This is a genomic window from Rhodoflexus sp., assembly GCF_053489755.1.
Genome location: NZ_JBRCHD010000045.1, coordinates 73,106 through 96,159 on the forward strand (window position 1 = coordinate 73,106; position 23,054 = coordinate 96,159).

The 23,054-nt window shown below is 47.6% G+C and carries 20 protein-coding genes; 11 read left to right on the top strand and 9 right to left on the bottom strand.

Going from position 1 to position 23,054, the window contains the following annotated elements:
* The first annotated feature begins 45 nt into the window (after positions 1-45).
* The 3 genes from polA to ACWIP2_RS10185 all read left to right on the top strand — a co-directional run bounded on the left by polA (position 46) and on the right by ACWIP2_RS10185 (position 3,795).
* The gene (gene polA, locus ACWIP2_RS10175; RefSeq protein ID WP_448519823.1) at positions 46-2,853 is read left to right on the top strand and encodes a DNA polymerase I; all 2,808 of its coding nucleotides are present in this window, start codon (positions 46-48) and stop codon (positions 2,851-2,853) included.
* A gap of 91 nt (positions 2,854-2,944) precedes the next feature.
* The gene (locus tag ACWIP2_RS10180; RefSeq protein WP_448519824.1) at positions 2,945-3,394 is read left to right on the top strand and encodes a hypothetical protein; all 450 of its coding nucleotides are present in this window, start codon (positions 2,945-2,947) and stop codon (positions 3,392-3,394) included.
* 35 nt (positions 3,395-3,429) lie between these two features.
* Positions 3,430-3,795, top strand: a complete 366-nt coding sequence (locus tag ACWIP2_RS10185) for a DUF2237 family protein (protein WP_448519825.1) — start codon at positions 3,430-3,432, stop codon at positions 3,793-3,795.
* On the opposite strand, the gene ACWIP2_RS10190 is transcribed toward ACWIP2_RS10185, so the two are convergent.
* A complete protein-coding gene (locus tag ACWIP2_RS10190; RefSeq protein ID WP_448519826.1) occupies positions 3,782-4,204 on the bottom strand; it encodes an acyl-CoA thioesterase in 423 nt (140 codons plus the stop codon). The two genes, ACWIP2_RS10185 and ACWIP2_RS10190, sit on opposite strands and share 14 nt — an antisense overlap.
* Before the next feature lie 88 nt (positions 4,205-4,292).
* Between ACWIP2_RS10190 and ACWIP2_RS10195 the strand changes: the two genes are divergently transcribed.
* The gene (locus ACWIP2_RS10195) at positions 4,293-5,078 is read left to right on the top strand and encodes a C40 family peptidase (protein WP_448519827.1); all 786 of its coding nucleotides are present in this window, start codon (positions 4,293-4,295) and stop codon (positions 5,076-5,078) included.
* Between the two features lie 46 nt (positions 5,079-5,124).
* Here the strand turns inward: ACWIP2_RS10195 and ACWIP2_RS10200 are convergent, their stop codons facing one another.
* Both ACWIP2_RS10200 and ACWIP2_RS10205 read right to left on the bottom strand, forming a co-directional pair.
* Positions 5,125-6,612, bottom strand: coding sequence for a PP2C family protein-serine/threonine phosphatase (locus ACWIP2_RS10200; protein WP_448519828.1), 1,488 nt, complete (start codon positions 6,610-6,612; stop codon positions 5,125-5,127).
* 39 nt (positions 6,613-6,651) lie between these two features.
* Complete coding sequence (locus ACWIP2_RS10205; RefSeq protein WP_448519829.1) at positions 6,652-7,245, bottom strand: TlpA family protein disulfide reductase; 594 nt, start codon at positions 7,243-7,245, stop codon at positions 6,652-6,654.
* 204 nt (positions 7,246-7,449) lie between these two features.
* Between ACWIP2_RS10205 and ACWIP2_RS10210 the strand changes: the two genes are divergently transcribed.
* From ACWIP2_RS10210 to ACWIP2_RS10225, 4 genes are all read left to right on the top strand, one after another.
* The gene (locus ACWIP2_RS10210) at positions 7,450-7,665 is read left to right on the top strand and encodes a hypothetical protein (RefSeq protein WP_448519830.1); all 216 of its coding nucleotides are present in this window, start codon (positions 7,450-7,452) and stop codon (positions 7,663-7,665) included.
* An 80-nt stretch (positions 7,666-7,745) separates the two neighbouring features.
* Positions 7,746-8,594, top strand: coding sequence for a 50S ribosomal protein L11 methyltransferase (gene prmA / locus ACWIP2_RS10215; RefSeq protein WP_448519831.1), 849 nt, complete (start codon positions 7,746-7,748; stop codon positions 8,592-8,594).
* A 33-nt stretch (positions 8,595-8,627) separates the two neighbouring features.
* A complete protein-coding gene (locus ACWIP2_RS10220; protein WP_448519832.1) occupies positions 8,628-13,577 on the top strand; it encodes a hypothetical protein in 4,950 nt (1,649 codons plus the stop codon).
* 59 nt (positions 13,578-13,636) lie between these two features.
* On the top strand, positions 13,637-14,923 hold the full coding sequence (locus tag ACWIP2_RS10225; protein ID WP_448519833.1) for a toxin-antitoxin system YwqK family antitoxin: 1,287 nt from the start codon (positions 13,637-13,639) through the stop codon (positions 14,921-14,923).
* A 14-nt stretch (positions 14,924-14,937) separates the two neighbouring features.
* Here the strand turns inward: ACWIP2_RS10225 and ACWIP2_RS10230 are convergent, their stop codons facing one another.
* The gene (locus ACWIP2_RS10230) at positions 14,938-16,026 is read right to left on the bottom strand and encodes an Ldh family oxidoreductase (RefSeq protein ID WP_448519834.1); all 1,089 of its coding nucleotides are present in this window, start codon (positions 16,024-16,026) and stop codon (positions 14,938-14,940) included.
* A 117-nt stretch (positions 16,027-16,143) separates the two neighbouring features.
* On the opposite strand from ACWIP2_RS10230, the gene ACWIP2_RS10235 reads away from it, so the two are divergent.
* Together ACWIP2_RS10235 and ACWIP2_RS10240 are read left to right on the top strand one after the other, a co-directional pair.
* Positions 16,144-16,668: a DUF6036 family nucleotidyltransferase gene (locus ACWIP2_RS10235; protein WP_448519835.1), complete on the top strand. Its 525-nt coding sequence runs from the start codon at positions 16,144-16,146 to the stop codon at positions 16,666-16,668.
* A 2-nt stretch (positions 16,669-16,670) separates the two neighbouring features.
* Positions 16,671-16,934, top strand: coding sequence for a hypothetical protein (locus ACWIP2_RS10240; RefSeq protein ID WP_448519836.1), 264 nt, complete (start codon positions 16,671-16,673; stop codon positions 16,932-16,934).
* Between the two features lie 7 nt (positions 16,935-16,941).
* On the opposite strand, the gene ACWIP2_RS10245 is transcribed toward ACWIP2_RS10240, so the two are convergent.
* The 3 genes from ACWIP2_RS10245 to ACWIP2_RS10255 form a co-directional block, all read right to left on the bottom strand.
* Positions 16,942-17,751: a PP2C family protein-serine/threonine phosphatase gene (locus tag ACWIP2_RS10245; RefSeq protein ID WP_448519837.1), complete on the bottom strand. Its 810-nt coding sequence runs from the start codon at positions 17,749-17,751 to the stop codon at positions 16,942-16,944.
* A 225-nt stretch (positions 17,752-17,976) separates the two neighbouring features.
* Positions 17,977-19,959 (bottom strand): alpha-ketoacid dehydrogenase subunit alpha/beta, encoded by a 1,983-nt coding sequence (locus ACWIP2_RS10250; RefSeq protein WP_448519838.1) that lies wholly within the window; start codon positions 19,957-19,959, stop codon positions 17,977-17,979.
* 65 nt (positions 19,960-20,024) lie between these two features.
* Entirely contained in the window at positions 20,025-20,501 is a 477-nt protein-coding gene (locus ACWIP2_RS10255; RefSeq protein ID WP_448519839.1) for an N-acetyltransferase family protein, read from the bottom strand.
* 86 nt (positions 20,502-20,587) lie between these two features.
* Between ACWIP2_RS10255 and ACWIP2_RS10260 the strand changes: the two genes are divergently transcribed.
* A complete protein-coding gene (locus ACWIP2_RS10260; RefSeq protein ID WP_448519840.1) occupies positions 20,588-21,505 on the top strand; it encodes a class I SAM-dependent methyltransferase in 918 nt (305 codons plus the stop codon).
* A 5-nt stretch (positions 21,506-21,510) separates the two neighbouring features.
* Here ACWIP2_RS10260 and ACWIP2_RS10265 read toward each other — a convergent pair whose 3' ends face one another.
* Positions 21,511-22,497 (bottom strand): endonuclease/exonuclease/phosphatase family protein, encoded by a 987-nt coding sequence (locus tag ACWIP2_RS10265; RefSeq protein WP_448519841.1) that lies wholly within the window; start codon positions 22,495-22,497, stop codon positions 21,511-21,513.
* A gap of 65 nt (positions 22,498-22,562) precedes the next feature.
* Positions 22,563-23,009, bottom strand: coding sequence for a DUF2141 domain-containing protein (locus tag ACWIP2_RS10270; protein WP_448519842.1), 447 nt, complete (start codon positions 23,007-23,009; stop codon positions 22,563-22,565).
* Between the last annotated feature and the right edge of the window lie 45 nt (positions 23,010-23,054).

Sequence of the window (23,054 nt, forward strand, 5' to 3'; positions counted from 1 at the left end):
TCGGCAATGATAAATGCCGACAGGTTTTTTTGTTTACTTTGCCCTATGAAAAAGTTGTTCCTACTCGACGCTATGGCGTTGATTTATCGCGCTCACTTTGCCCTGAGCAAAAATCCGCGCATCACTTCCAAAGGGCTGAATACAAGCGCCGTTTTTGGCTTTACCAATACCTTATTGGAAGTAATAACCAAAGAAAAACCCACTCATTTGGGCGTTGCTTTTGATACGTCAGCGCCTACTTTTCGGCACGACGCATTTGAAGCCTATAAAGCCCAACGTCAGGAACAACCCGAAGACATCACCATAGCCATTCCCTTAGTGAAAAGGCTGTGCCGGGCGATGGATATTCCCGTTTTAGAATTAGACGGCTACGAAGCGGATGACATCATCGGTACGTTTGCCAAAATTGCCGCCCGCCGCAACTTTCAGGTGTACATGATGACCCCCGATAAGGATTACGGGCAACTGGTTGAGGAAAATATTTTCCTCTACAAACCCGCCTTTATGGGCAATGGAGTAGAGATTTTAGGCTCGAAAGAAGTCTGCGAAAAATGGAGCATTAAGCGTGTAGAACAAGTTGTAGATATTATAGGCTTAATGGGCGATTCAGTAGATAATATTCCCGGCATTCCCGGTATTGGCGAAAAAACCGCCGCCAAACTCATCGCCGAATTTGATACTTTAGAAAATTTATTAGCTAATACTGATAAACTCAAAGGCAAGCAAAAAGAAAATGTGATTCAGTTTGCCGAGCAAGGGCGCATATCAAAAGAATTAGCAAAAATTGATACAGAAGTTCCCATAGTATTCGATGAGGAACGGCTCAAACTGCACATCACCAAAGGTGAAGAATTAAGGCAACTGTTGGACGAGTTGGAATTTCGCACCATTAAAAAGCGCATTTTTGGTGAAGAGGCAGGGCAGGAAAAACCTATAGCGCCTGCCGCTAAGGTCTCGGCACAAGGTATGCTCTTCGAAGGGTCTTCGCCTGCTGCGGCAAAGGAACGTCCGCATGATGATGAAGTTGTTGCCATCCAAGAAAAACAAACCATCCGCACTGTAGCCGTTGATTATCACACAGTAGATACACCTGAATTGCGTCGCCAACTTATTCGCTTTCTAGCGCTGCAAAAGGCTTTTTGCTTTGATACGGAAACCACTTCGGAAAGCGCCTACGAGGCCGAAATTGTAGGTTTATCCTTCTCTTATCGCAAAGGCGAGGCTTTTTACGTACCCCTTCCCGAAGAGCGAGAGGCTGCCGCCGCTGTCTTGCAAGAATTTCAACCTGTCTTTTCAGACGAAAAAATCGGCAAAATCGGTCAAAATTTAAAATATGACCTCATTGCGCTTGCCAACTATGGGATAGAGGTCAAAGGCGAACTTTTTGACACCATGCTGGCGCACTACCTCATAGAACCCGAAGGCAGGCACGGCATGGACATCATGGCTGAAAACTACCTCAACTACAAAACCATCAGCTATAACGAGCTGACTATGCGCGGCAAAAAGCAACTCTCTATCCGCGAAATACCCCTCGCCGATATAACCGAATACGCCGCCGAAGATGCAGACATCACCTTACAACTGTACGAAAAATTTGCTCCGCTGCTCAAAAAACAAGAGCTGGAAAAGCTGTTCTACGAGGTAGAAATGCCGCTCGTACAAGTGCTGACAGACATGGAAAGGGCAGGCGTACGCATTGATACTGAGGCGCTTGCAGCTTATTCTAAGGAGTTAGAAGTGGATATTCGCGCTGCCGAGCAGAGAGTTTATGCCGATGCAGGCGAACAGTTCAACATCGGTTCGCCTAAACAACTGGGGCATATTCTGTTTGATAAACTCAAATTAATTGACAAGCCTAAAAAAACCGCCACAGGTCAGTACGCCACAGGCGAAGAAATTTTAATACAATTAGCCGCTGAATATCCCATTGCGCAGCATATCTTAGAATTCAGGCAGTTGCAGAAGCTCAAATCTACTTATGTGGATGCTTTGCCGCAACTGCTAAGCCCTAAGGACGGACTGATCCACACCACTTACAATCAGGCAGTAGCCGCCACAGGGCGATTGAGCAGCAACAACCCCAACCTGCAAAACATTCCCATCCGCACTGAAAAAGGGCGCGAAATCCGTCGGGCTTTTGTGCCGCGCAGCCCCGACTACGTACTTATGTCGGCCGATTATTCCCAAATAGAACTGCGTATCATGGCATCGTTTAGCAAAGACGCATCTATGATAGAGGCTTTTCGGCAAAAGCGAGACATTCATGCAGCAACTGCTGCTAAAATTTTTAAAGTTACGATAGAAAAAGTAGACATCGAAATGCGCCGCCGCGCCAAAACTGCCAATTTTGGCATCATTTACGGCATCTCCGCCTTCGGATTGGCGCAGCGACTCAATATCCCGCGCAAAGAAGCTACCGAGCTGATCAATGCCTATTTTGCCGAGTTCCCCGCCGTGAAGCAATACATGGACGACGTGATACACACCGCCCGCGAACGCGAATACGTAGAAACCATCCTCAAGCGCCGCCGCTACCTGCGCGACATCAACAGCCGCAACTTTACCCAGCGCGGCTTTGCCGAGCGCAATGCCATCAACGCACCGATTCAAGGCAGTGCTGCCGATTTGATTAAAATTGCCATGATTAAAATTCACAACTGGCTGAAGAACAGCGGGATACAGTCAAAAATGATTTTGCAGGTGCATGATGAACTGGTGTTTGACGTGTACCGCCCCGAACAGGAAATCATGCGCGCCAAAGTGAAAGAACTGATGGAATCAGCCTATACTTTGGAAGTGCCGCTCGAAGTAGAGGTTGGCATAGGAGAAAATTGGTTAGAAGCGCACTAACTAATCGAGCGATTTTGTAATTTTCTTATTGCAAAGCATCTGAATAAATTGTAGATTCACAGTCAAACTAAATCAAACAAGCAATACGATTATGAAAAAGGTTTTTGAAAACCCATTTGCAGAAATTTACGACATTAGAGACGAAGTCAATGACACAGTTTTTGCTTATTGGAAAGGTTTTTTGTCGTTAGATTTTCCCGAAGCTATTGAAGCCTGCCAGTTTTCCTTGGATTTTTTCAAAGCGGAAGGTATAAAAGCGATGATTTCTGATCATACTTATCTGGAAAGTGCTTCGCTTGATTTTTTAGACTGGATTCAAAAATACTATTTTCCCACTTGCATTAAAAATGGCTTAAGAGCGGAAATAATTTTAGAGTCTTCTTACGCTATGGGCAACATTACCCTCGAACTGATGTATGACCAAGAAGACCTTCAAAAAAATATGAGTGCCGGCAATTTATACACGCCTAAGGCAAAAAATTTGGAAACAGCCAAGGAAATGGCGCGTAAAGTGGTGGCCCATAATTGTAGCCTTAATTGAATAGTGTGTTAGTATTTATTCAATCGCTTGTCATCATGTCTAAAAACGTTTTAGGGGGTCGGTTGATTCCTTGCAGTTTAGCGCCGCTGACCGGCTATTACCGCAATGGCTGTTGCCATACGGGCGAAGAAGATCTGGGCACACACACCGTTTGCGCCGTTGTAACAGATGAGTTTCTACAATTTTCGCTCAGCAGAGGCAACGATCTAATTACCCCACGCCCTGAGTACCGTTTCCCGGGCTTAAAGGCAGGCGATAAATGGTGCCTGTGTGCCTCGCGGTGGGCAGAAGCTCATCGCGCCGGAGTTGCGCCACCCATCGTACTGGAAGCTACGCACGAAAAAACGCTGCAATATGTACCGTTGGATGTGCTGATCAGGCATGCCGCTAAGCACCCATAGTGGCCTGTAGCTGCGCTTTATACTCCTCCGGAATGTACGCAGAATGCATGTGTACAAAGTCAAAACCGACTAATGTAAAAGTAGCATCGGCTGTAATGCGCCAGTCTTCACCATTCTGTTCGGCCAGCATACTACTGAAAGTCAGACTTTTATTGCCAATATGTGTACATTGTAAAAAGCCGTAAAGCTCACCTTTATAGGTCATCGGGAGCCTGTAGTTGATATTTGCATTGGCAACGACCAGCCCGTGCTGCTCCCAATCCCACGACAGTACCTGATTCAAAAAACGAATGCGGACTTCCTCGAAATAAGTCATCACCTTAGCGTTATTCACAACACGGGCCTCATCCAGATCTGACCATCTTTTGTCTAATTTTGTCTTGAAAAAGTACTTTTTCTCAGGATTCATTGTCGCTTAAATTAGGTTTTTAGGAAATCCGTGCTATTTTTGCGATCGGATGGCACAAAGCTATACGAAACAAACTACATAATTAGGCATGATTTTACTGCAACGAGGTCTGTGGACAGTGTTGTGTATATCAGTGATTGCATTCACAAGTTGTACACAAACAAGTCCGCTCGCACTGTTAGTCAAGAATCGCCCGGACAGCTTAGGTAAGCGCGTTAAGTCTACCCAACCTGCTGCTGTAACTATTACCGAGCTTCCCACGCTTCCTATCAAGTGGGAATTTGAACTTCCCCAAATTGCTGCCAATCCGCAGCCCATTCCCTTCAGAACTCCCTTGCAGCTATGGCTGCCCGATCCTTATGAAACCCTCCGCGACAGTATCGTTCTCTACGCCAAGCAGTACCTTGGCAGACCCTATCGCCGTGCGGGACAAGGCCCCAGAGGCTTTGATTGTTCAGGTTTTACATCTTACATCATGAGTCGTTTTGGCTACTCGCTGCCCCGTTCCTCTGCATCTCAGGCAGTATTTGGCACTCCGATAGCCATTGAAGAAGCCCGAAAAGGCGATCTGATTTTCTTTGGCAATAAAGATCGCCGTGGCAAATTCAGAGTCAATCATGCAGCTTTGGTGATCTCTGAAGCAGGCGAAGAATTGGTAATGATCCATGCTGCCAATCGCGGAATCACGATTGATAACGTCAATAATGTTAATTGGGAATCTTATTACGGACGCAGGCTGATAGGTGCCCGTCGCGTTATCCACGACGGAGTTATGCCGCCGATCGAGCAGTTACTCGAACTGATTGCAGATAATCAAATCGTTACAGATAATCTGTTATCCACCAGACATACAATGGAGAACTTCACTGATTGATTGTCGTAAAGCCAACGTCTCGTATACATACGTCAATCTTTCACGATCAGAGTTTTACACCGACAATAAGCATATCGTCTAATTGCTTTTCGTTGCTTTCCTTTTGCCACTCATCAATGAAGGTCTGAAACTGATTTACCTGCATATCGACAGGTAAATTGTGTACAATCCCTAATAATTCTCTGAAGTTCTTTATCCCGAGTTTGCGCTTTTGAGCGCCGCCAATCTGGTCTTTGTAGCCATCTGTAAATGCGTAAAAGCAAGTTTTGTTGCAAATACATATGCTGTGATTATTAAATGCCTCCCTTCCAATGCTTCCGCCGATGCTGATTTTATCGCCCTTAAAGATCTGCTGATTACCTTTGTCATCAAAAATCACCAAATCACTTTTTGCTCCTGCAAAATGTAATTTTTTGGCTTCCTGATCAATCACAATAACACTGACATCCATCCCATCCCGATTACCGGTGGTTTCCTGCTTCAGAGCCTTGTAAACTCTTGTCCGTAGTTGTGCAAGTATCAGCGCAGGCGAGATAATCTTATCCATTTTAATAATCTGGTACAAAAAATTGATACCAATTAGGCTCATAAAAGCACCCGGTACACCGTGCCCTGTACAATCGCCTACGACCAGAATCTTCTTTCCGTCAACTTCCTCGACCCAGAAAAAATCGCCGCTGACTATATCGCGGGGCCGGTAAAAAACTACAGCCTGAGGGAATATCTCGTGCATGCGTTTTTCATCGGGCAGCAGCGCCTCTTGTATGCGCTGGGCATACTGTATACTCGCCTGCACATTCTGATTCTGTCTCTGCAGCATTTGGTTCATATACGAGATCCGCTCATTGCTAGCGTAAAGCTCCTCAGATGTCTGTTTAATCTCTTCGATGTAGGACTCGTTGCGCTCAAGAGTCGCCAGTAACTCGTATTGTTGTTCATCAAGAATTTTGGCATATGCGGCATCTTTAAGCGTCTGTTTGTGCAGCATATGCCCCCACAAGCCAGAAATACCCGCTACAGTAGCAGCCAGCAGCCCATGGAAGATAAACGTCGTCAGATCCATATAGTCTAACTGCGTAAAATAAACTTCCTTGATACCTATATACTGTAAATAAGCAAATATGGCATGGTGCACCACAACGATTGTAATGAGAGGCAGTTGCAAGCGCCAGTTCTGGTAAGTAATCAGAACTGTAGCACTAATGAATACCCAGAAGTGCATCTCAAAAAGCCCGTGCATCTGGTAAATGAACTGTGCTGCAAAAATTGCAGAAATAGCGCTAAGCACATATTGGTATAGATTCTTTTCAGGATAAATCCACTTAGCCGCGTAATAAAGCCCTATCGAGGACCCACCTACAATCAGTGCTATGAGCCAAGTATCATAAAAAGATGCAATAGCAAGCCCAAAGAGAAATTTAACTGCCAGCACATAGTTGATAATCTTGTCTGACCTTCTGTATAGTTTGCTAAATATTTCTCTTTTTTCTGCATCAGAAAGACTGACAGCATCAACAGTGTGAATCTTCTCCATTTCAAATAGTTTAATAACAACTGCTTATTGTGATACTGATTATTGCGATAGCGCACAACCATAAGATATAGTTGCTAAGGAGTCGAAAGCAGGTAAGGGGCGGTTATTTATTAAACTGACTAATGCCTGTTCCACGTAATTGGTTGCTTTGTCGGTACAATAGCGTGAACGATTGTAATTACCCCTGAAAAACAAGGTGTTATCTGTTCTGATAATCGCTGCCTGTGGCGTAGAATAGACTCCGCAAGCCTGCGCCAGTCGGTCATCTTTATCGTGTATCACAGTTATACCCTCCGGCAAATATCCTCTGGCTTTTTCTATGTCCTGTGCATCGGGCGTTACGGCAAAAAAATCTATCCGGTTGCGGTATGTTTTGTACAGCGCAGCAAAATGGCGCAGGTTAAAACGCGAGCAAGGACAGGAAGGGCTGAAGAAGTGCAGCACAATCGGCTTTTTGTGCTGTTGCGGAAGTAATTGCTCATTGAAAGCTACCAGCTCGCCCGGCGAGACGATTCGATAGCCTTTGGGTACAGGTGTAGGCAAGAGATATTGTAGTTCTTGGTACCAAAAAGTAGCGCCAATAAGTCCGAGCAGCAGGCTGCTGACAGCGCCAAAGAGTAATATTCGTTTCATTACCGCAGGTCTTTTATGATTATATGTCGTATTGTACGAAAACTGTGCCTCACATGTTGGGTACATGAGAAGGCACTTGATGAAAAAGTGGATAAATCTAAAAATCGCGCAGAACTTCTTGAGCAGCCTACACTGAACAAATCGTATTGACAGGTTGTTATCTATTATGAAATATTTTCTGAAAAATTACTTTTTACCGGCAACATGCAACAAGTTCCCCGATGGAAAACGGCTATCGTTATATGGATAGCTATCTACCCGACCCTTACACTGCTCCTTTCCATCATTGGCGATTATGTAAATAGCATTCAGGTGCTACCCCTGCGCACTTTAGTACTGACGCTCATTATTGTACCGCTGATGGTTTTTGTGCTCTTGCCTCTTCTAAACAAACTGCTGCGCCCTTGGCTGCACAGCTAAAAACTCAGATCTACCGATGTGCAGCATTCCCTTTGCCCAAAAATTGCTGTAGGTTTGTATCGGATTTAATCATCAATTGCATGTCCTACACCATCCTTACCGTATATGCTTCCGGAGATCTGTCAGATATACTCAAAGCAGAACTCTCGCTGACGGGCTTCGATACTTTTTTGGATCTGGAAAGTGGCGCATTTGAAACCTCTGTTGAAACAGATCTTTTTAACCCGACAGTTGTTCAGCAGATTATCAGCCGCTACAGTGGCGGCGCTGACATCCGCATGGAAATTCGGGAGGAAGCTAAACAAAACTGGAATCAGATTTGGGAGGAGAACTATCAGCCTGTGGTAGTGGACGACCGTTGCATTGTACGGGCAGAATTTCACACTGCTCCAACAAATAGCCAGGGACTCCCTTACCCCTACGACCTGCTGATTACCCCCAAAATGTCGTTTGGTACAGGGCATCACGAAACAACCTCACAGATGCTGGCACTGATCTTAGATCTGGATTGTACAGGCAAAAAAATAGCTGATTTTGGATGTGGAACGGGTATTTTGGCAATTCTGGCGCTGAAAAAAGGCGCTATACAAGCCGATGCATGCGATATTGAGAACTGGTCGGTAGAAAGTACTAACGAAAATGCCCAACTCAACGGCGTACGGATAAACACTTACGTGGGTACAGTAGCAGATTGTAGCCGCCCTTCGGGCTACTATGACCTGATTTTTGCTAATATTAACCTGAGTGTATTGCTGGCAGAGATTCCTGCATATGCCTCGCTACTAGCACATGGTGGTAAATTGCTCCTTAGCGGCTTTTACACAAGGGATGTTGCTTATGTAGAGGCTGCCTGCCAATTGCAAGGACTGAAAAGAGAACGCATGAGCGAGAAAAACAGTTGGACAGCGCTGCAATTCGCAAAACAATAATGCGTTATTGAACCAAAACAAGTTGAATTATTTATGGGAAAATTTGTGCTTTATCGTTGGCTACTCATCTGCTGCTTTGGCATAGCTGCCGGCGCTGTTCATGCGCAGTCTATTGCGCTGAAAGAAGAAGGCAGCTTTATTGGCAATCTGGAGGTACTCTACCAACGTTCGACCAGCCCAACTGCCAAAACAACCCTGACCAATTTCCAGCCCATCTGGGACGGACAAATGGCAGCCGCAGAAAAAACAAAGCTTTTTAATATCGCCCGCAATATTCAACTCAAGAATCCTAATTTTCTTACCCATATAGAAAATCTGCTCATCTGCTCTACTATTGCAGTAAGAGATCGGAAACTGCCCGCAGATCAGCAAGCGGCAATGCTATCTATGATTGAAGCAACAGCCGAGGAGAAAAAATATGCCTCTGAAGCCTTGATGCGAATGCTGACTATTCTCAAGCAATTCCTCGCAGAAGGAGTGATGTACAAATCAACAGCCTCTACCGTCAGCATACCCATGACCACTAAATTCAGCTTTGAATATGCTAAAACAGGCGACCGAACAGCCGCACCACCCGATACCGAAGAATGGATGCCACAGGAAGAGCCGGTCGCACAAAACCCGACACCTGCCGCTGACCCCTGGGACGACAGCAACTGGGACAACAGCAGTGGTTGGGATACTTCCGAACCCGAGGTTGCACCTGAACCCTCCAAAAGAATGCGTCCGGGACAGACGGCTATTATTTTTGAAAAACCGCAAATGCCTGTACTTGGCGGTGGATTCATCAAAATTGAGCCAACAGACCTGACAATCCGCACCTCTGCCGATACGCTAACAATCAGAGGAACAGAAGGCAGGCTCTTTATCATGCAAACCCGCTTTATCGGCAAAGGCGGAAAAACAGACTGGACGCGCGTTGGGCTACCTGCCAACGAAATCACCTGTACTTTCGACGAATACCATTTCGATGTGCGTCGCCCTACGCTCAAAGCAGAGTTTGCCCGCCTGAGCTACCCTGCCAAAACAGACTCCGTCGTATTGGGTGTGTATGAGTTTAACAGCCAGCGCGTCGCACAGCGCGAAAAAGCTACTTACCCACGCTTCCAATCCTACTATGCCAATATTCCTGTCAAGGGGATCGCCAAAGATGTTGAATATATCGGTGGTTTCAGCCTCATCGGGCGGAATTTTTCAAGTGCTAATTTCAGCAACCGCCCATCTACTGTTTTTATCAAAAAGAACGGTGAGTTAAAATTTCGGGCTGCCTCGCGCCGCAACTTCAACTTTACAGACAGCACCTTAGCCAACCCTGCATCGGAAGTGGTAATTTATCTGAACAATGGACAGGACTCTGTTACGCATCCCGGAGTGATGCTGCGCTACAACCATGGCGCAGGTAAACTTTCTGCCCGCAAAGAACGCCGCGAATATGGAATGGCGCCGTTCATAGACACCTACCACAAGGTAGAAATGTATGCCGACCGCCTCACGTGGGACGTAACGCAGGACAGCATGATCTTAGACCTAACCGTATCGAACAAAAATGTTTCCGATACCAACCGCGTTGCGCTCTACATCCGCTCGCTTGACTATTTTTCTGACATGGTCTACACGCAGGAAGTGCGCATGAAATCAACTTTTAATCCTGTAGGAATTGCCGTTGCACATGCCAAACGGGTAAAGAGCAATAACTTTACCGCCCTCGAACTTGCAGATGCTTCCAAAATACCTGTGCGCAACGTAAGACTTGCCATGAAGCGCATGGACAAAATGGGCTTCCTTAGCTACGACGATAGCACAGACTGGATAGAACTCAAGCGAAAGGCAATTTTGTACGCTAACGCCAGCCTTGGGCAGGTGGACTACGACAACCTCGAACTTAGATCTATTACGGAAGACGGAAAAAATATCGTACTCAACCTGTCTAATAACGAAATGAACGTAAAGGGAGTGGCGATCTTCCCGATCTGGCGACCTACCGAACCCGACCAGTACGATACACAGAACGCCCAGCGCACTAAAAGCAGGGACGAAGACTCCCGCGAGGGGGTATGGGCTTGGCCCGCCGACAGTACCGTCCGCATCCGGCAAAATCGCGAAATACTCGTCAGTGGCAAAGTAGAAATCCTCAAACGCAAGCGCATCAAAGACCTTTACTATGGACAAGACATGCGCTTCAGCTACGACAGTTTTCTGGTAGATATGCCCAAGGTAGATTCCATCGTCATGGCACAGCGCGACTCGCTTGGCTTTGTAATAATGGTCAGGAATGAAAAAACGAGAAGAGACGAGGTGCTGATGATGCAAAACAAGATTCAGGCAGCCAGCGGCGTACTCTACGTAGCCAATCCCAAAAACCGATCAGGGCAAATGCGGCGCTATGCTAACGAACCCAACGACCGCTATCCCGAATTCAGGGCAGGTGCAGGCGCTTACATTGCCTTCGAGGGCAGCCAGATCGAGGGCAGTCAATCCTACAAAGACCGCGTCAGATTCGATATGGATGCCTTCAACCTCAAGGGTAGCGATCGGGCGGCAGGGGCCGAACGATTCGACGGTACTTTCAAGACCGAAGGTATCTTCCCCGACTTTCAGGAAACCATTAGCCAACAGCGCGACGGTTCTTTTGGTTTCGTACATAAAACTTCCAAAAATCTCGACAAATTCCCAAAAGGCTATCCACTCTACACTGATTCTATCGGCACTCCAAGGCCAACTACCGGCTACTTTGAAGGCCAAATCGTACTCAACAATGACGGTATTCGCGGCAATGGCAACATCAGCTACCTGTCAGCAGAATTGAACTCAGCAGACTTTATGTACTACCCCGACTCGGTAACTACCATGGGCGAAGCTGCCAAAAATCGCCGCAAAGAGCACAACTCAGGGCGCATTCTTGCGGGTGAATACTTAGGCACCAGCTACCCCGCTGTTGACATGACCGACTTCCAACTCAAGTGGCTCGCAAGGCAAGACAGCATGATGCTCACCACCACCGACACGGTCAACCAGCCCTTCCGCATGTACGGCGAAACAACCCGCGAAGATCAGCGCTCTACTTTCAAAGGCACGCTAACGCTCACTCCCAAAATACTGGCAGGCAACGGAATTATTGATAACAAGGGCGCTATCGCCAAATCTGCCGATTTCGCCTTCCGAATGGATGGTTATGTAGCCCGACACGCCGAATACTTCAAAATCAAAGTAAACGGCAATGCAGACAACCCTGCTATGCTTGCAACAAACGTGCGGATAGACTATGATCTCGGCAGTGAACGAAAAGCCAAGATCGAAACTGAGGTTGCAGGCGAACAAAGTTTCAGATTCCCCTACACGAAATATAAAACCTCGCTGGGTAGCGCGATCTGGAACTTTGACAACAATAACGTGCAGATGAATATGCCGGAGGGCGACGATAATTTGAATAACTCTGTCTTCACTTCTACCGATCCCAAACGCAAAGGGCTTTCCTTTAAAGGTGCAAGCGCTATCTACGACCTGAAAACCTATTTCCTGAATGTTGATGGTGTGCCTGAAATTTTCTCGGTAGATGCCCATATCATACCCGCCGGCAATAAAGTCAAAATTCTCCCCGAAGGCGATATGGAGCCATTGTTAGATTGTCAGGTAGTTGTACAGGCAGAAAATCAATACCACAAATTGCGCAAAGGCAATATCAGAGTCTTCTCTAAACACGAGTACAGCGGCGAGGCTATCTACGACTACAAAAATGACGAAGACAAGGTCTTTGAAATTCCCATGCAGTTCAATCCCGGACTCTACGAGCGCAACAGCAATCGCGAAGCGATCCTGACCAAAACCAAAACTAAAATCAGCGAGGATGAACAGCTGATCTGGAAAGCCGGTACTATTTTCAGAGGCGAGGTAATGATGCGCGGCGACAGTGCCAGCCTTATCTTCAATGGCGAGTACCGCTATCTGGAAGACGAAGAAAGCCAGATCTGGTTTCCTGCCAAGGGCGTATCCGATATTGCCGTACCAACCATTGAAGAGGTGCAAAATCAGATAGTCGGAGCAGGTATTTTCATCAACGAACGCAGCAAAAATATCTATGCTATCTACCGTGCACCGCTCCAAAACAAGAATGACCGGGCAATTTTTGGTACACAGAACGGCATCGAACGGCAGGAGGGCGACATGCGTATCACAGAAACCAAGGGCAGGAAAGAAAACTACGTCGGCAATCGCTTCGGATTCAGCCGATCGAAAGGCATTGCAGAATTTGAAGGCAAAATAGAGTTCGTCAAACCCGACAACCGCTTTGCTATCCTTGCCGCAGCCAAAGGCAGCGCCAAATACAATCAGAACAACTACTCGATGCAGGCACTCATGGCCATCCGCTTAGAAGAAGGAAAAGGCGATATTTTCAAAGACATTGCCCGCCACATCAAAAAGCAAGTTGATTTGGACGAAACAGCTATCCCAAATAATGAGGAACTACTCTACAAATTGGCAAATATTATCTCAAAATCCGATCTGGACGACTTCCAGCGCCGCATCACACGCGGACGAGCCGAAATTTCGGATGTATTGCCGCTTCCTCTGGTCATGCACAATGTCAATATGAACTGGTCGGAAAAACAACGTGCCTTCTACAGCAAAGGCAAGATTCACTTGTCCAACATATTCAAGGAGAATATCAACCTTGTAATAGACGGCTACATAGAAATCCCGATGGCCAGCAAACAGGTGTGTAACATCTATCTGCAAGTCAGCAAGGGACGCTGGTACTACTTCAGCTATCAAGACAACGATGTTAAAATACTTACCTCAGACGAGGATCTGAACAAAAAAATTGCCGATCCCAAATCCAAAGACAAATTTAAACTGGCCGAAAAATCTGAACGCCTGAATTTCGTCAATACGTTCCGTCAGATTTACCTCCAACAGGGACCGATAGAAGATGTTGCCTCCGACGAGGACGACGAGGAAACCATCGAGAAAGACGGCGACGAGTGATGTAAGTTTTGGAATAATTTTTGGACATTTATTGGTAGCAAAAAAGTAATTCTTTAAAGATGAGTTTGTCGTTGATATTTAAAGTTGCGGTAGCAGTACTGTTGATTGGTGTCTTTCCCCTCTTTGTTTTTGCCCAACGCGATAAGAGCAGTGCGCAGCGAGCCGCCCAAATTCGACAGGAGCAAGCCATGCGCAAAGAAAAACTCAAACAGGAAGCTGCCCGCGCTGCTGCTAAAGAAGCGGATAAAAAAACACGGGCAGCAGCCAAACAAGTTGCCAAAAAAGAACAAGCCGCCGCCAAAGCAGCAGCATCCCAACGCAAAGCTGAGGAGATACAAGCTACAAAAACAGCCAAAATAGCAGCAGCAAAGGAAAAACTGGCAGCCAAACAGCAACCCAAGCAACAGAAAGTAGAGCCGGTAGAGGAAAAAAACAAACCGGCAGTAGCAGTAGCCGAACCTCAACCCGAACAGCCCGCGAGCCGCAAACAACCCACTGATAACGCTACAGCCTCGTTGGACAGAGTAGTAGAAACAGATTTAGTACCAACCATAGACCTCAAAACTAAAAGCGACGGCAGCACCGTAGGCAATTTAATGGCGCTCTTCAGCGAAATCAGCGGCAGCAAGAAAAGCAAGAGCAACACACAGTTGATGCCCAAAGCACAGAAATTAACAGCAGAAAAAGGTACGTTCGAGGGTATCAAAGTTTATCGCATGTTTATCCGCCATACAAGCGGCTTCATCGAAAAATTCCACTATGTGAAAGAATTTCAAACGCCCCCTGCCAATATTGACGAGCTTTATTATTACAACAAGCTAACAGGTAAAATCACCATGCGCAACCCGCTGGAAACAGGGATGACCACTTTCGACAAAGAAAATTTTCTCCTGTTGCATGGCCCTTACGTCAAGATCAAGGGCGACCAAACCTACGAAGAAGGCAGTTTCTATTTGGGCGCTAAACATGGCAGATGGGAAAAATTTGACAAAAATTTCGTCCTTTTAGAGAAACTCTACTTCAACAAAGGCATGGCAAAAGATGCCCAAGTGGTCTATGAAAACGATGCAAAGGGCAACCAGAGGATCAAAGAAATTGTCCCCTTGCAGCACGGCCTCAAACATGGTACCTACATTGCCTACTATCCCAGCGGACGAATAGCAGCACGCGGACAGTACACAGAAGGCTGTAAAACTGGCAGATGGACAGAGTACTACGACCGCGACCACAACCCGCGCAGGAAAGAGATCATCTATCCGCGCCGCCCACACGACGACACAACACAACCCTATACAAGCCGCGAGTGGGACGAAAGCGGCAAGTTGATAACAGATGTGAGGAAATAAAACCTTTGGCAGTTTTACAATGGAATACCTGTCTGGCGCGAAATATCTTGCAGGTCATCCACCACTGCCTGAATAAGTGGAATACCTTCCTTGCTGCGGATAGCTTCGGCTTCGCGTTCAGGATCGCCAGGGATAAGTACGCCTCCTGTACCCGGTGCAGGCTTGGTAGCCCTGAATGTGCGAATCCAATCGTCAATTTGGCGTTTAAACTCCTCTACGTCCATAAAGCCATCAATCTGCATCGCTCCGAAGAAGTGTCCGATGCCCTTGCCTACCGAACGGGTGGGAATTTCCTGACGCAGCGCAAAAGGCGGCGCAAAAGGCCCCCAGTTAGCGCCGCTAAGCACGCAGCAAAGAATATCTACCATCGCCGAGAGTGCGTAGCCTTTGTGTCCTCCGTGTTCGCGGTCGGAGCCGAGCGGCAGCAGCGCCCCGCCGTTGATCATATCCATCGGGTTGGTGCTCATATTTCCCTGATTGTCAATGATCCAGCCTTCGGGAACAGGTTTTCCTGCTCGTCTGGCAATTTCGATTTTGCCGTAGGCAGCCGCACTGGTCGCAAGGTCAATCACAATCGGCGGCTCTTCCAGTCCAGGAAAAGCAATGGCAATCGGGTTAGTGCCCAACATGCGCTCCGCACCCCATAGCGGCGCAACGAGTTTGGTTGAGTTGGTCATAGCCCAGCCGATCATATCGCGCTTGAGGGCTTCCAGCACATAATAGCCCGCGATGCCGTAATGATTGGTATTGCAAACGCTCACCCAGCCCGAACCTGCTTTTTCGGCTTTTTCCATTGCGATTTCGTTGGCTTTCGGACCGACAACCAGCCCAAGTCCGTTGTCGCCGTCCACAGTTGCTGTTGACAATTTTTCCCGCACAATGCGAATATTAGGCTTAGGGTTAATCCTGCCTAATTGCAGCATGTCAAAATAGGTGTGCAAACGCGCTACCCCATGCGAATCTATGCCGCGCAGGTCAGCAGCAGCAAGTACTTCGGCAGCCAATTCCGCATCAGCCTGCGGCACGCCAAAATAGCGGAATGTTTCAACAGTAAAAGCCCGCAGCCGCTCTACGGGAAAGAGATGGTATTGTGGTTCGGTCATGTTCTAGGTGTTTTTTCGCAAAGGTAGGCGGAAAATGGGTGCTGGAGAGGCGGAATTAGCACTGATTCCTGTTGCAGCCTGTTATTTTATATATTCGCATACCAAATATGCTGATACATGATCGATACGCTTAAAGATACTGTTACCAGATTAGAACAATTAGAAATTCCGTATATGTTGTCCGGAAGTATTGCCCTTATCACTTATACGACCCCTCGCATGACACGAGATATCGATATAGTTATAGAACTTATGCCTGAACATATTTCCAAATTTGTAATGGCATTTCAGCAAAACTATTACTGCCACCAGGCTACAGTAGAAGAGGAAGTTGTAAGAAAGGGTATGTTTAACATCATTGATTACAAAACAGGCTACAAAGTAGACTTTATTGTTAGAAAAAATAGCGAATACCGAATCAAAGAATTTGAGCGGCGGCAAAGAACCAACGTACTCGGAGTAGATGTTTGGTTAGTATCTTTGGAAGATTTAATCTTGTCCAAGCTGATTTGGATACAGGATTTACAAAGCGACAGGCAAAAAGAAGATATCCAAAACCTGCTTGCTAACGATGATGTAGATACAGAGTACCTCAAATTTTGGATTCATCAACTTAAGCTCAACACCTTTAACTTATTGTAGTCATGGACGATACCACACCCGAAATGCGCAAGAAGCAGCTGGAAATAGTAATGCGTATGACACCGCAACAGCGTTTTGAAGAAGGTATGCGCATGATTGAGTTTACCCGCAAGGTAGTGGAAAACAGCATCTTGCAAAAAAAACCGAACCTAAGTGCAACCGAACTTAAAATAGAGGTGTTTAAACGCTACTACGGCAAGGAATTTTCCGAAGAGCAACTCTCTCGTATTTTTGATTATTTCAGACATAAAAAGCATCCTACTTAAACCACAGCTACTTTTTGAAAAACGAAACCTTCTCTTTCTGAGGCGGAATGGGCGTCTCATCATCTGTAACCTGCTCAATAGCAATCAGATAGGCTGAAAAATTATCCCGACTGCCTGATAGCCCTTTACGGCGAATTTCTTCCATTTTTTCACTGTGCGTCGCGTCTTTTTGCAGAATTTGCAGCAGTTGTGCATCGCTCAGGTTTTCCAATACGCCATCGGTGCACAGCATAAAGTAATCGCCTGCCTGTAAGTCTGTAATCACCTGAACATCAGCTTTTACTTTGCTGATAGCAGTGCTATGCAGCACACGGGTAATGACGTTGCGGCTCGGGTGATTAATAGCTTCTTCAGGCGTAATAATACCCAGCGACACCCATTCATTGACCATGCTGTGGTCGCTTGTCTTGTGAATAATATTATCTTTTCTGATGTGATATACGCGGCTGTCGCCAATGTGTGCCACCGTTGCGCCCTGCGCGTGCAGATGCAGCAGCGTGAGCGTAGTTGCCATGCCTTCCGCCTCGCTGTGCGCGGCAATGTAGCTGTCAATCATCTCTTGAGCAGCGGCAACCGCTTGTTGCACAAGCGCTGCATCGGAAACGCCTGTGCAGTGTTTCGCAAAAAAGCGGCTGATGCTTTCACAGGCAAGGCGGCTGGCTACTTCCCCTTTGGCAGCCCCGCCGACCCCATCGCAGACGATAAACAAGCGATCCGCAGCGGTGGCAGTACCCACCGTCGGAAAAATGTAATCTTCGTTGTTGCTGCGTTGCCCCAACTCGTGAAAGGCAAGGGGCGGGGCAATCCTGATGTTCATGGCGTTATGAGAGCATATAAATTTAACCATAGTCAGACCCGCAGGGTGCAGACCGCAATGGATACTGAGGCTGTCCAAAAAGTAACACGGACTTTAGTCTGTCATTTGTTAGTTACCTGATAATCAAATAGCTACAGACAGAAGTCTGTGCTACATTCGTCTTTTTTGGACAGCCTCATTAACAACAATCCGCAAAAACCTGCGCCGTCTGCCTGTATCAGCGTGTTAATACGCCGCCAGCGCTTTGATTTTGTCGCGCATCCGACCTTTGGGCAGGAAGTTCTGCTCCAGCGTCGGGCTGAACGGAACGGCGGTGTCAAGGCTGCCTTCGCGCATCACGGGAGCGTCCAGATGCTCAAAGCAGTGCTCGGCTATCCATGCGGCAATTTCGCCACCGATGCCGCCTGTGAGGCAATCTTCGTGGCAAACCAGCACTTTGCCTGTTTTTTTGACAGTTGCTGCAACGGCTTCTTTGTCCCAAGGCAGCAAGGTGCGCAAATCAATGATTTCAATGGACACATCGGGCATTTCTTTGGCGATTTGCAGCGCCCAGTGTACGCCCATGCCGTAGGTAACAATGCTCAGGTCGTTGCCGCTTTGTACGGTTGCCGCTTTGCCTACTTCTACGGTGTAGAAACCATCGGGAACTGCCCCCGTAATGGAGCGGTACATGGCTTTGTGTTCAAAATAAATGTAGGGGTTCGGGTCTTCCAGCGCTGCCAGCAGCAAACCTTTGGCATCGTAGGGATTGCTCGGATAAACGACTTTCAGCCCGGGTGTGTGCGTAAACCACGCCTCGTTGCTTTGGGAATGGAACGGTCCGGCGGCGACTCCCGCCCCGGTCGGCATCCGCACCACTACATCGGCATTTTGTCCCCAGCGATAGTGGATTTTGGCAAGATTATTAACAATTTGATTGAATCCACAGGTAACAAAATCGGCAAACTGCATTTCTACCATACTCTTATACCCCTTAATAGACAGCCCCAGCGCAGTTCCGACGATGGCGCTTTCGCAAAGCGGAGTATTGCGCACACGTGCGCGACCATACTGCCGCACAAAGCCTTCAGTAACTTTGAATGCGCCTCCGTACTCGGCGATGTCCTGCCCCATTAATATAAGGTTATTCCAGCGCTCCATGCCCTGCCGCAAACCGTCCTGTACCGCATCAATGAAGCGTTTGTCCGCCCCCGCATTGGTTGGCGCAACTACTTGCTGAACATAGGGCGCGTACATGTCGGCCAGTTCTTCGGCTGTATCAGCAACGGGGTCGGGTTCGGCGAAGGCTACGGCGATGCCACGCTCAATTTCCTCGCGAATTTCAGCGCGGATAGCGTCCACATCTGCCTGTGCAAGTACGCCTTCGGCAAGTAAATACTGCTCATAATTGCTTACGGGGTCTTTTTTGCCCCACTCTTCAAATAGTTCCTGCGGAACGTATTTTGTGCCCGAAGCCTCTTCGTGTCCGCGCATACGAAACGTGATGGCTTCCAGCAATATTGGGCGCGGGTTTTGGCGAATGTCTTCCAAAATGTGGAGGATGGCATCATAAACTTCCAGCACGTTGTTGCCGTCCACTTTTACGCCTTCAATGCCGTATCCGATGCACTTGTCAATGAATTGCTTGCAGCGGAACTGTTCGCTGCTGGGCGTAGAAAGCCCGTAGCCGTTGTTTTCCACTACGAAAATGACAGGCAAATCCCAAACGGCAGCAACGTTTACGCCTTCGTGAAAATCGCCTTCGGAAGTTGCGCCGTCGCCTGTGAATACAAGGGTAGCTTTTTTATTTTGCTGCAACACGTCGGCAAGTGCGATGCCGTCGGCAATGGCAAGCTGCGGGCCGAGGTGCGAAATCATCCCGACGATGTGGTGCGGCTTGCTGCCAAAGTGGAAGGAACGGTCGCGCCCTTTGGTAAAGCCCGATTTTTTGCCCTGAAACTGTGCAAACAGTTGCCCCAAATCTATACCGCGCCCGGTAAAAATGCCCAGATTGCGGTGCATGGGGAGGATGTACTCATCGGCAGACAGCGCGCAGACAGCGCCCACCGAAATAGCTTCCTGCCCGATGCCGGAAAACCACTTGCTGATTTTGCCCTGCCGGAGCAACACGAGCATTTTTTCCTCAATCATGCGAGGTTTTACCAGATTTTTATACAAATGAATCAGCGTATCGGCGCTGTAATTTTTGCGGTCAAATGTGAGTTGCATGGATGATATGCGAAAAAGTTTGAAACGGCTGCAAAGTTAAGTATCCGATGCTGCATGGACTATATCTATCCAATCGCTAACTCAAAATCGAGCCAGTCGCTGTTTTGCTTCGCCCCTGCATTTTCGTAGAAACTGATAGCGGCTTTGTTCCACTTAGCTACTTTCCAGCTCATCCGATCGCAACCGGCGTTATGTGCCTCGCTGCAAAGAACTTTCATCAGATTTTTGCCGATGCCCTTACCGCGCAGCGCCTCGCGCACATAAAACTGCTTGATAAACAGCGTAGGACGTGCAGTAGTCGTAAACGGAATAAAGTAGTAAACCGCCATTGCATCTATTTCTTTGGTATGCAGATTTTCGGCCACCAATGCGCGAAAGTCGGGATGCTCTTTGGCAAATCCCTGCTGCCGGATGATTTCCTCCGTTACCTGAAAACGATCAATATAATGCTCAAAAACGGCTAATTCGCGCATCAGTTGCCACAGGTGCTGCGTGTCGCGTTCGGTAGCGTGGCGGATAATGTAAGGTAAATGTTCACACATATGTACACTTGGCTGCTGTGCAAAATACACAAGGTTTACAAGATCGCAACCTAAATTCTCCTATTTTTGGCTACTCTTAGTTCGTTATGGAAGCCTTGCATACGTCTTGTCTTGTTTGCCGAAGTCCGCACCTGAAGCGATTGGAACGCTATTATGCCAAAGATTACTTAGTGCAATGCCGGAACTGTGGCTTTGTCTTTGCTCAAAAAATCCCTTCGCCGCAGGAGCTGGAGGCGTACTACGAAGGCTACGGACGCAACGACTACCTTTCGCCGCTGACTGTCAGGCGCTACGAAGAACTGCTGCAAAGTTGGGAACCTTATCGGCAAACTAACCGCCTGCTCGACGTGGGCTGCGGCGTCGGCTACTTTCTGGAAACAGCCAAAACTAAGGGCTGGGAGGTACATGGCACAGAATACACCGACCGCGCCGTAGAGATTTGTGCTGCAAAGGGCATTGCCATGCAGAAAGGCGCACTCAATCCTGAGTTGTACGCGCCCGAATCGTTCGATATTCTGACTTCTTTTGAGGTGATTGAACACATCAACCAGCCACGTGATGAGATGGCAAAGTTCTATCAACTGTTGCGCAAAGGCGGATTGGTCTATATCACAACGCCCAACTTCAATTCCACGCTGCGCTACTACCTCAAAGAACATTACAACGTTATTGCCTATCCCGAACACTTGTCTTATTACACCCCTGCGACGCTCGAGCGCCTCATGCAATCAATAGGCTTTCGCAAAGTGAGGGTCTGGACGACAGGCATCAGCCCGATGCGTTTCAGAAGCAGCCTGCGCAATAAAGCACAAAAAAACAGCGACAGCTCCGGTATTGCACCTGAGCCGCCGCCGGTCTATGTAGCCCCGACCAGCCCCGATGAGCGCCTCCGACAGTCGTTTGAAAGCAACCCGCTGATGGCCTTGGCAAAAAACAGCATCAACGGCGTTTTGTCGGCACTCGGTATCGGCGATTCGCTGAAGGGACTTTTTGTTAAAGTATAAAATTGCTATCGGGTAGGAACATTGAATGTTACCCGCACAGGCATGTGGTCGCTGATGGCGCGCTGCGCCGCAGGATCGTCTTTCAGCAATCCGCCAATAGTCGCAGACTCAGGTCGCACCAAAGGTTGCATGGTTTTATTAACCAAAATGTAATCAAAGCGGCGTTCGGGCTTGTCTGACGTATGCGTAAATACGGTTTTACCTTGCCATGGATCCTGCCATTTCAAAGGGTTGTCTTTGCGCAGCAGTTCGTTCATTTCGCGGCTGCCCTCCAGTGCATTGAAATCTCCTGCAAACACCAAAGGCAGGCGTTTGTTGCGCTTGGTAAGCTGCTGCAGCTGGTACTGAATCGCCTGAATCTGCCCCATGCGCGTAGCAATATCCTCCTCGTTGCGCCCCGCTTTCAGGTGTACGCCTGTCAGAACAAAGGAATAATCGGGACGAATGAAAATTTCCTGCGCTACGATCCTTGAGTTGATGTTGATTTGGGTGCGCGGCTGACCGTCTTTGTTTGTTATCCCCAGAAGGGGCGTGTAGAGGCTGCGAAAACTGTAGGTCATGCCCATCGGGTAGCGACTCATAATCACCACGTTCATGTACCAGTCGGGGCTTTCTCCGCCTGCAAAAAACTGGTAGCCCATGTCGGCGAGATGCTCGCGGGCGATCTGGCGTAGGAAAGCTACGCTCTCAAATTCTTGCAACACAACAATATCAGCATCGGCTTCGCGCAGGGCTTTGACGAGCATCGCTATCTTTTGCTTCACCTCCTCCTGCGCTTTAGCATCTTTCACATCTTCGCGCTCGTTGCGGATGTAGGGATTGTCAAAGGCATCAACAAAATGTTCTACGTTCCAATTGAGAATCGTAAAGGTGTTTTTCTGTGGAAACTGATACGCTTCGGGTAGCGCCATTCCGCGCCGGCTCAGGCTTTGCGCTTCTATGCGCAGCGCTAAACCCAACAGCATCAGCCCTAACAGCAGTGATTTTTTCATCAGCATGAGTGATTGGGTGTTTCTAATTGCCGCAAAGATGCATCAAGTCTGCAAAAGCCGCCAACTTACCAGTAAATCATCTGGATTTGCTGCCTGATTTCGGGCTTGTCTAACTTGAATTTGGCATCTGCGTACTTAGGCGCACCCAGCGAGTTTTTGGCATTGTTAGACGCGGCATAGCCCTCTTTGGGAATACCCAGCATATTGGTATCCATCTTGCCGTTGCCGTTTTCGTCGTGCAACAGCGAAAAAGCATATTCCCCGTAAGGCACTTCAAAAATAATTTTTGCAGTGTTTCCTGAAACTACCGCCTGTGCAGTAGCCAAAGCAGATTTCTCATCTTTCATAAAGCCTTTTTCACTCGGATAGATGGCTGCCAGCACTTTTCCGGAGTTGGTGCGCAGATTACTGACCTCTACGATGATTTTTCCGGTTTGCGCGGCGAGGCTGCCGCTGAAGAAAAGTGATAAAACAAACATCACAGATGCGCATAAGAACTTATTTGATTGCATAAGATTGATTTTTTGTACAATTTGCCGCAACTCTTACACCAAATT

Bases quoted from the DNA above. Each gene is read 5' to 3' on its own strand.
- polA (WP_448519823.1), top strand. From the start codon at position 46: ATGAAAAAGTTGTTCCTACTCGACGCTATGGCGTTGATTTATCGCGCT.
- ACWIP2_RS10180 (WP_448519824.1), top strand. From the start codon at position 2,945: ATGAAAAAGGTTTTTGAAAACCCATTTGCAGAAATTTACGACATTAGA.
- ACWIP2_RS10185 (WP_448519825.1), top strand. From the start codon at position 3,430: ATGTCTAAAAACGTTTTAGGGGGTCGGTTGATTCCTTGCAGTTTAGCG.
- ACWIP2_RS10190 (WP_448519826.1), bottom strand. From the start codon at position 4,204: ATGAATCCTGAGAAAAAGTACTTTTTCAAGACAAAATTAGACAAAAGA.
- ACWIP2_RS10195 (WP_448519827.1), top strand. From the start codon at position 4,293: ATGATTTTACTGCAACGAGGTCTGTGGACAGTGTTGTGTATATCAGTG.
- ACWIP2_RS10200 (WP_448519828.1), bottom strand. From the start codon at position 6,612: ATGGAGAAGATTCACACTGTTGATGCTGTCAGTCTTTCTGATGCAGAA.
- ACWIP2_RS10205 (WP_448519829.1), bottom strand. From the start codon at position 7,245: ATGAAACGAATATTACTCTTTGGCGCTGTCAGCAGCCTGCTGCTCGGA.
- ACWIP2_RS10210 (WP_448519830.1), top strand. From the start codon at position 7,450: ATGCAACAAGTTCCCCGATGGAAAACGGCTATCGTTATATGGATAGCT.
- prmA (WP_448519831.1), top strand. From the start codon at position 7,746: ATGTCCTACACCATCCTTACCGTATATGCTTCCGGAGATCTGTCAGAT.
- ACWIP2_RS10220 (WP_448519832.1), top strand. From the start codon at position 8,628: ATGGGAAAATTTGTGCTTTATCGTTGGCTACTCATCTGCTGCTTTGGC.
- ACWIP2_RS10225 (WP_448519833.1), top strand. From the start codon at position 13,637: ATGAGTTTGTCGTTGATATTTAAAGTTGCGGTAGCAGTACTGTTGATT.
- ACWIP2_RS10230 (WP_448519834.1), bottom strand. From the start codon at position 16,026: ATGACCGAACCACAATACCATCTCTTTCCCGTAGAGCGGCTGCGGGCT.
- ACWIP2_RS10235 (WP_448519835.1), top strand. From the start codon at position 16,144: ATGATCGATACGCTTAAAGATACTGTTACCAGATTAGAACAATTAGAA.
- ACWIP2_RS10240 (WP_448519836.1), top strand. From the start codon at position 16,671: ATGGACGATACCACACCCGAAATGCGCAAGAAGCAGCTGGAAATAGTA.
- ACWIP2_RS10245 (WP_448519837.1), bottom strand. From the start codon at position 17,751: ATGAACATCAGGATTGCCCCGCCCCTTGCCTTTCACGAGTTGGGGCAA.
- ACWIP2_RS10250 (WP_448519838.1), bottom strand. From the start codon at position 19,959: ATGCAACTCACATTTGACCGCAAAAATTACAGCGCCGATACGCTGATT.
- ACWIP2_RS10255 (WP_448519839.1), bottom strand. From the start codon at position 20,501: ATGTGTGAACATTTACCTTACATTATCCGCCACGCTACCGAACGCGAC.
- ACWIP2_RS10260 (WP_448519840.1), top strand. From the start codon at position 20,588: ATGGAAGCCTTGCATACGTCTTGTCTTGTTTGCCGAAGTCCGCACCTG.
- ACWIP2_RS10265 (WP_448519841.1), bottom strand. From the start codon at position 22,497: ATGAAAAAATCACTGCTGTTAGGGCTGATGCTGTTGGGTTTAGCGCTG.
- ACWIP2_RS10270 (WP_448519842.1), bottom strand. From the start codon at position 23,009: ATGCAATCAAATAAGTTCTTATGCGCATCTGTGATGTTTGTTTTATCA.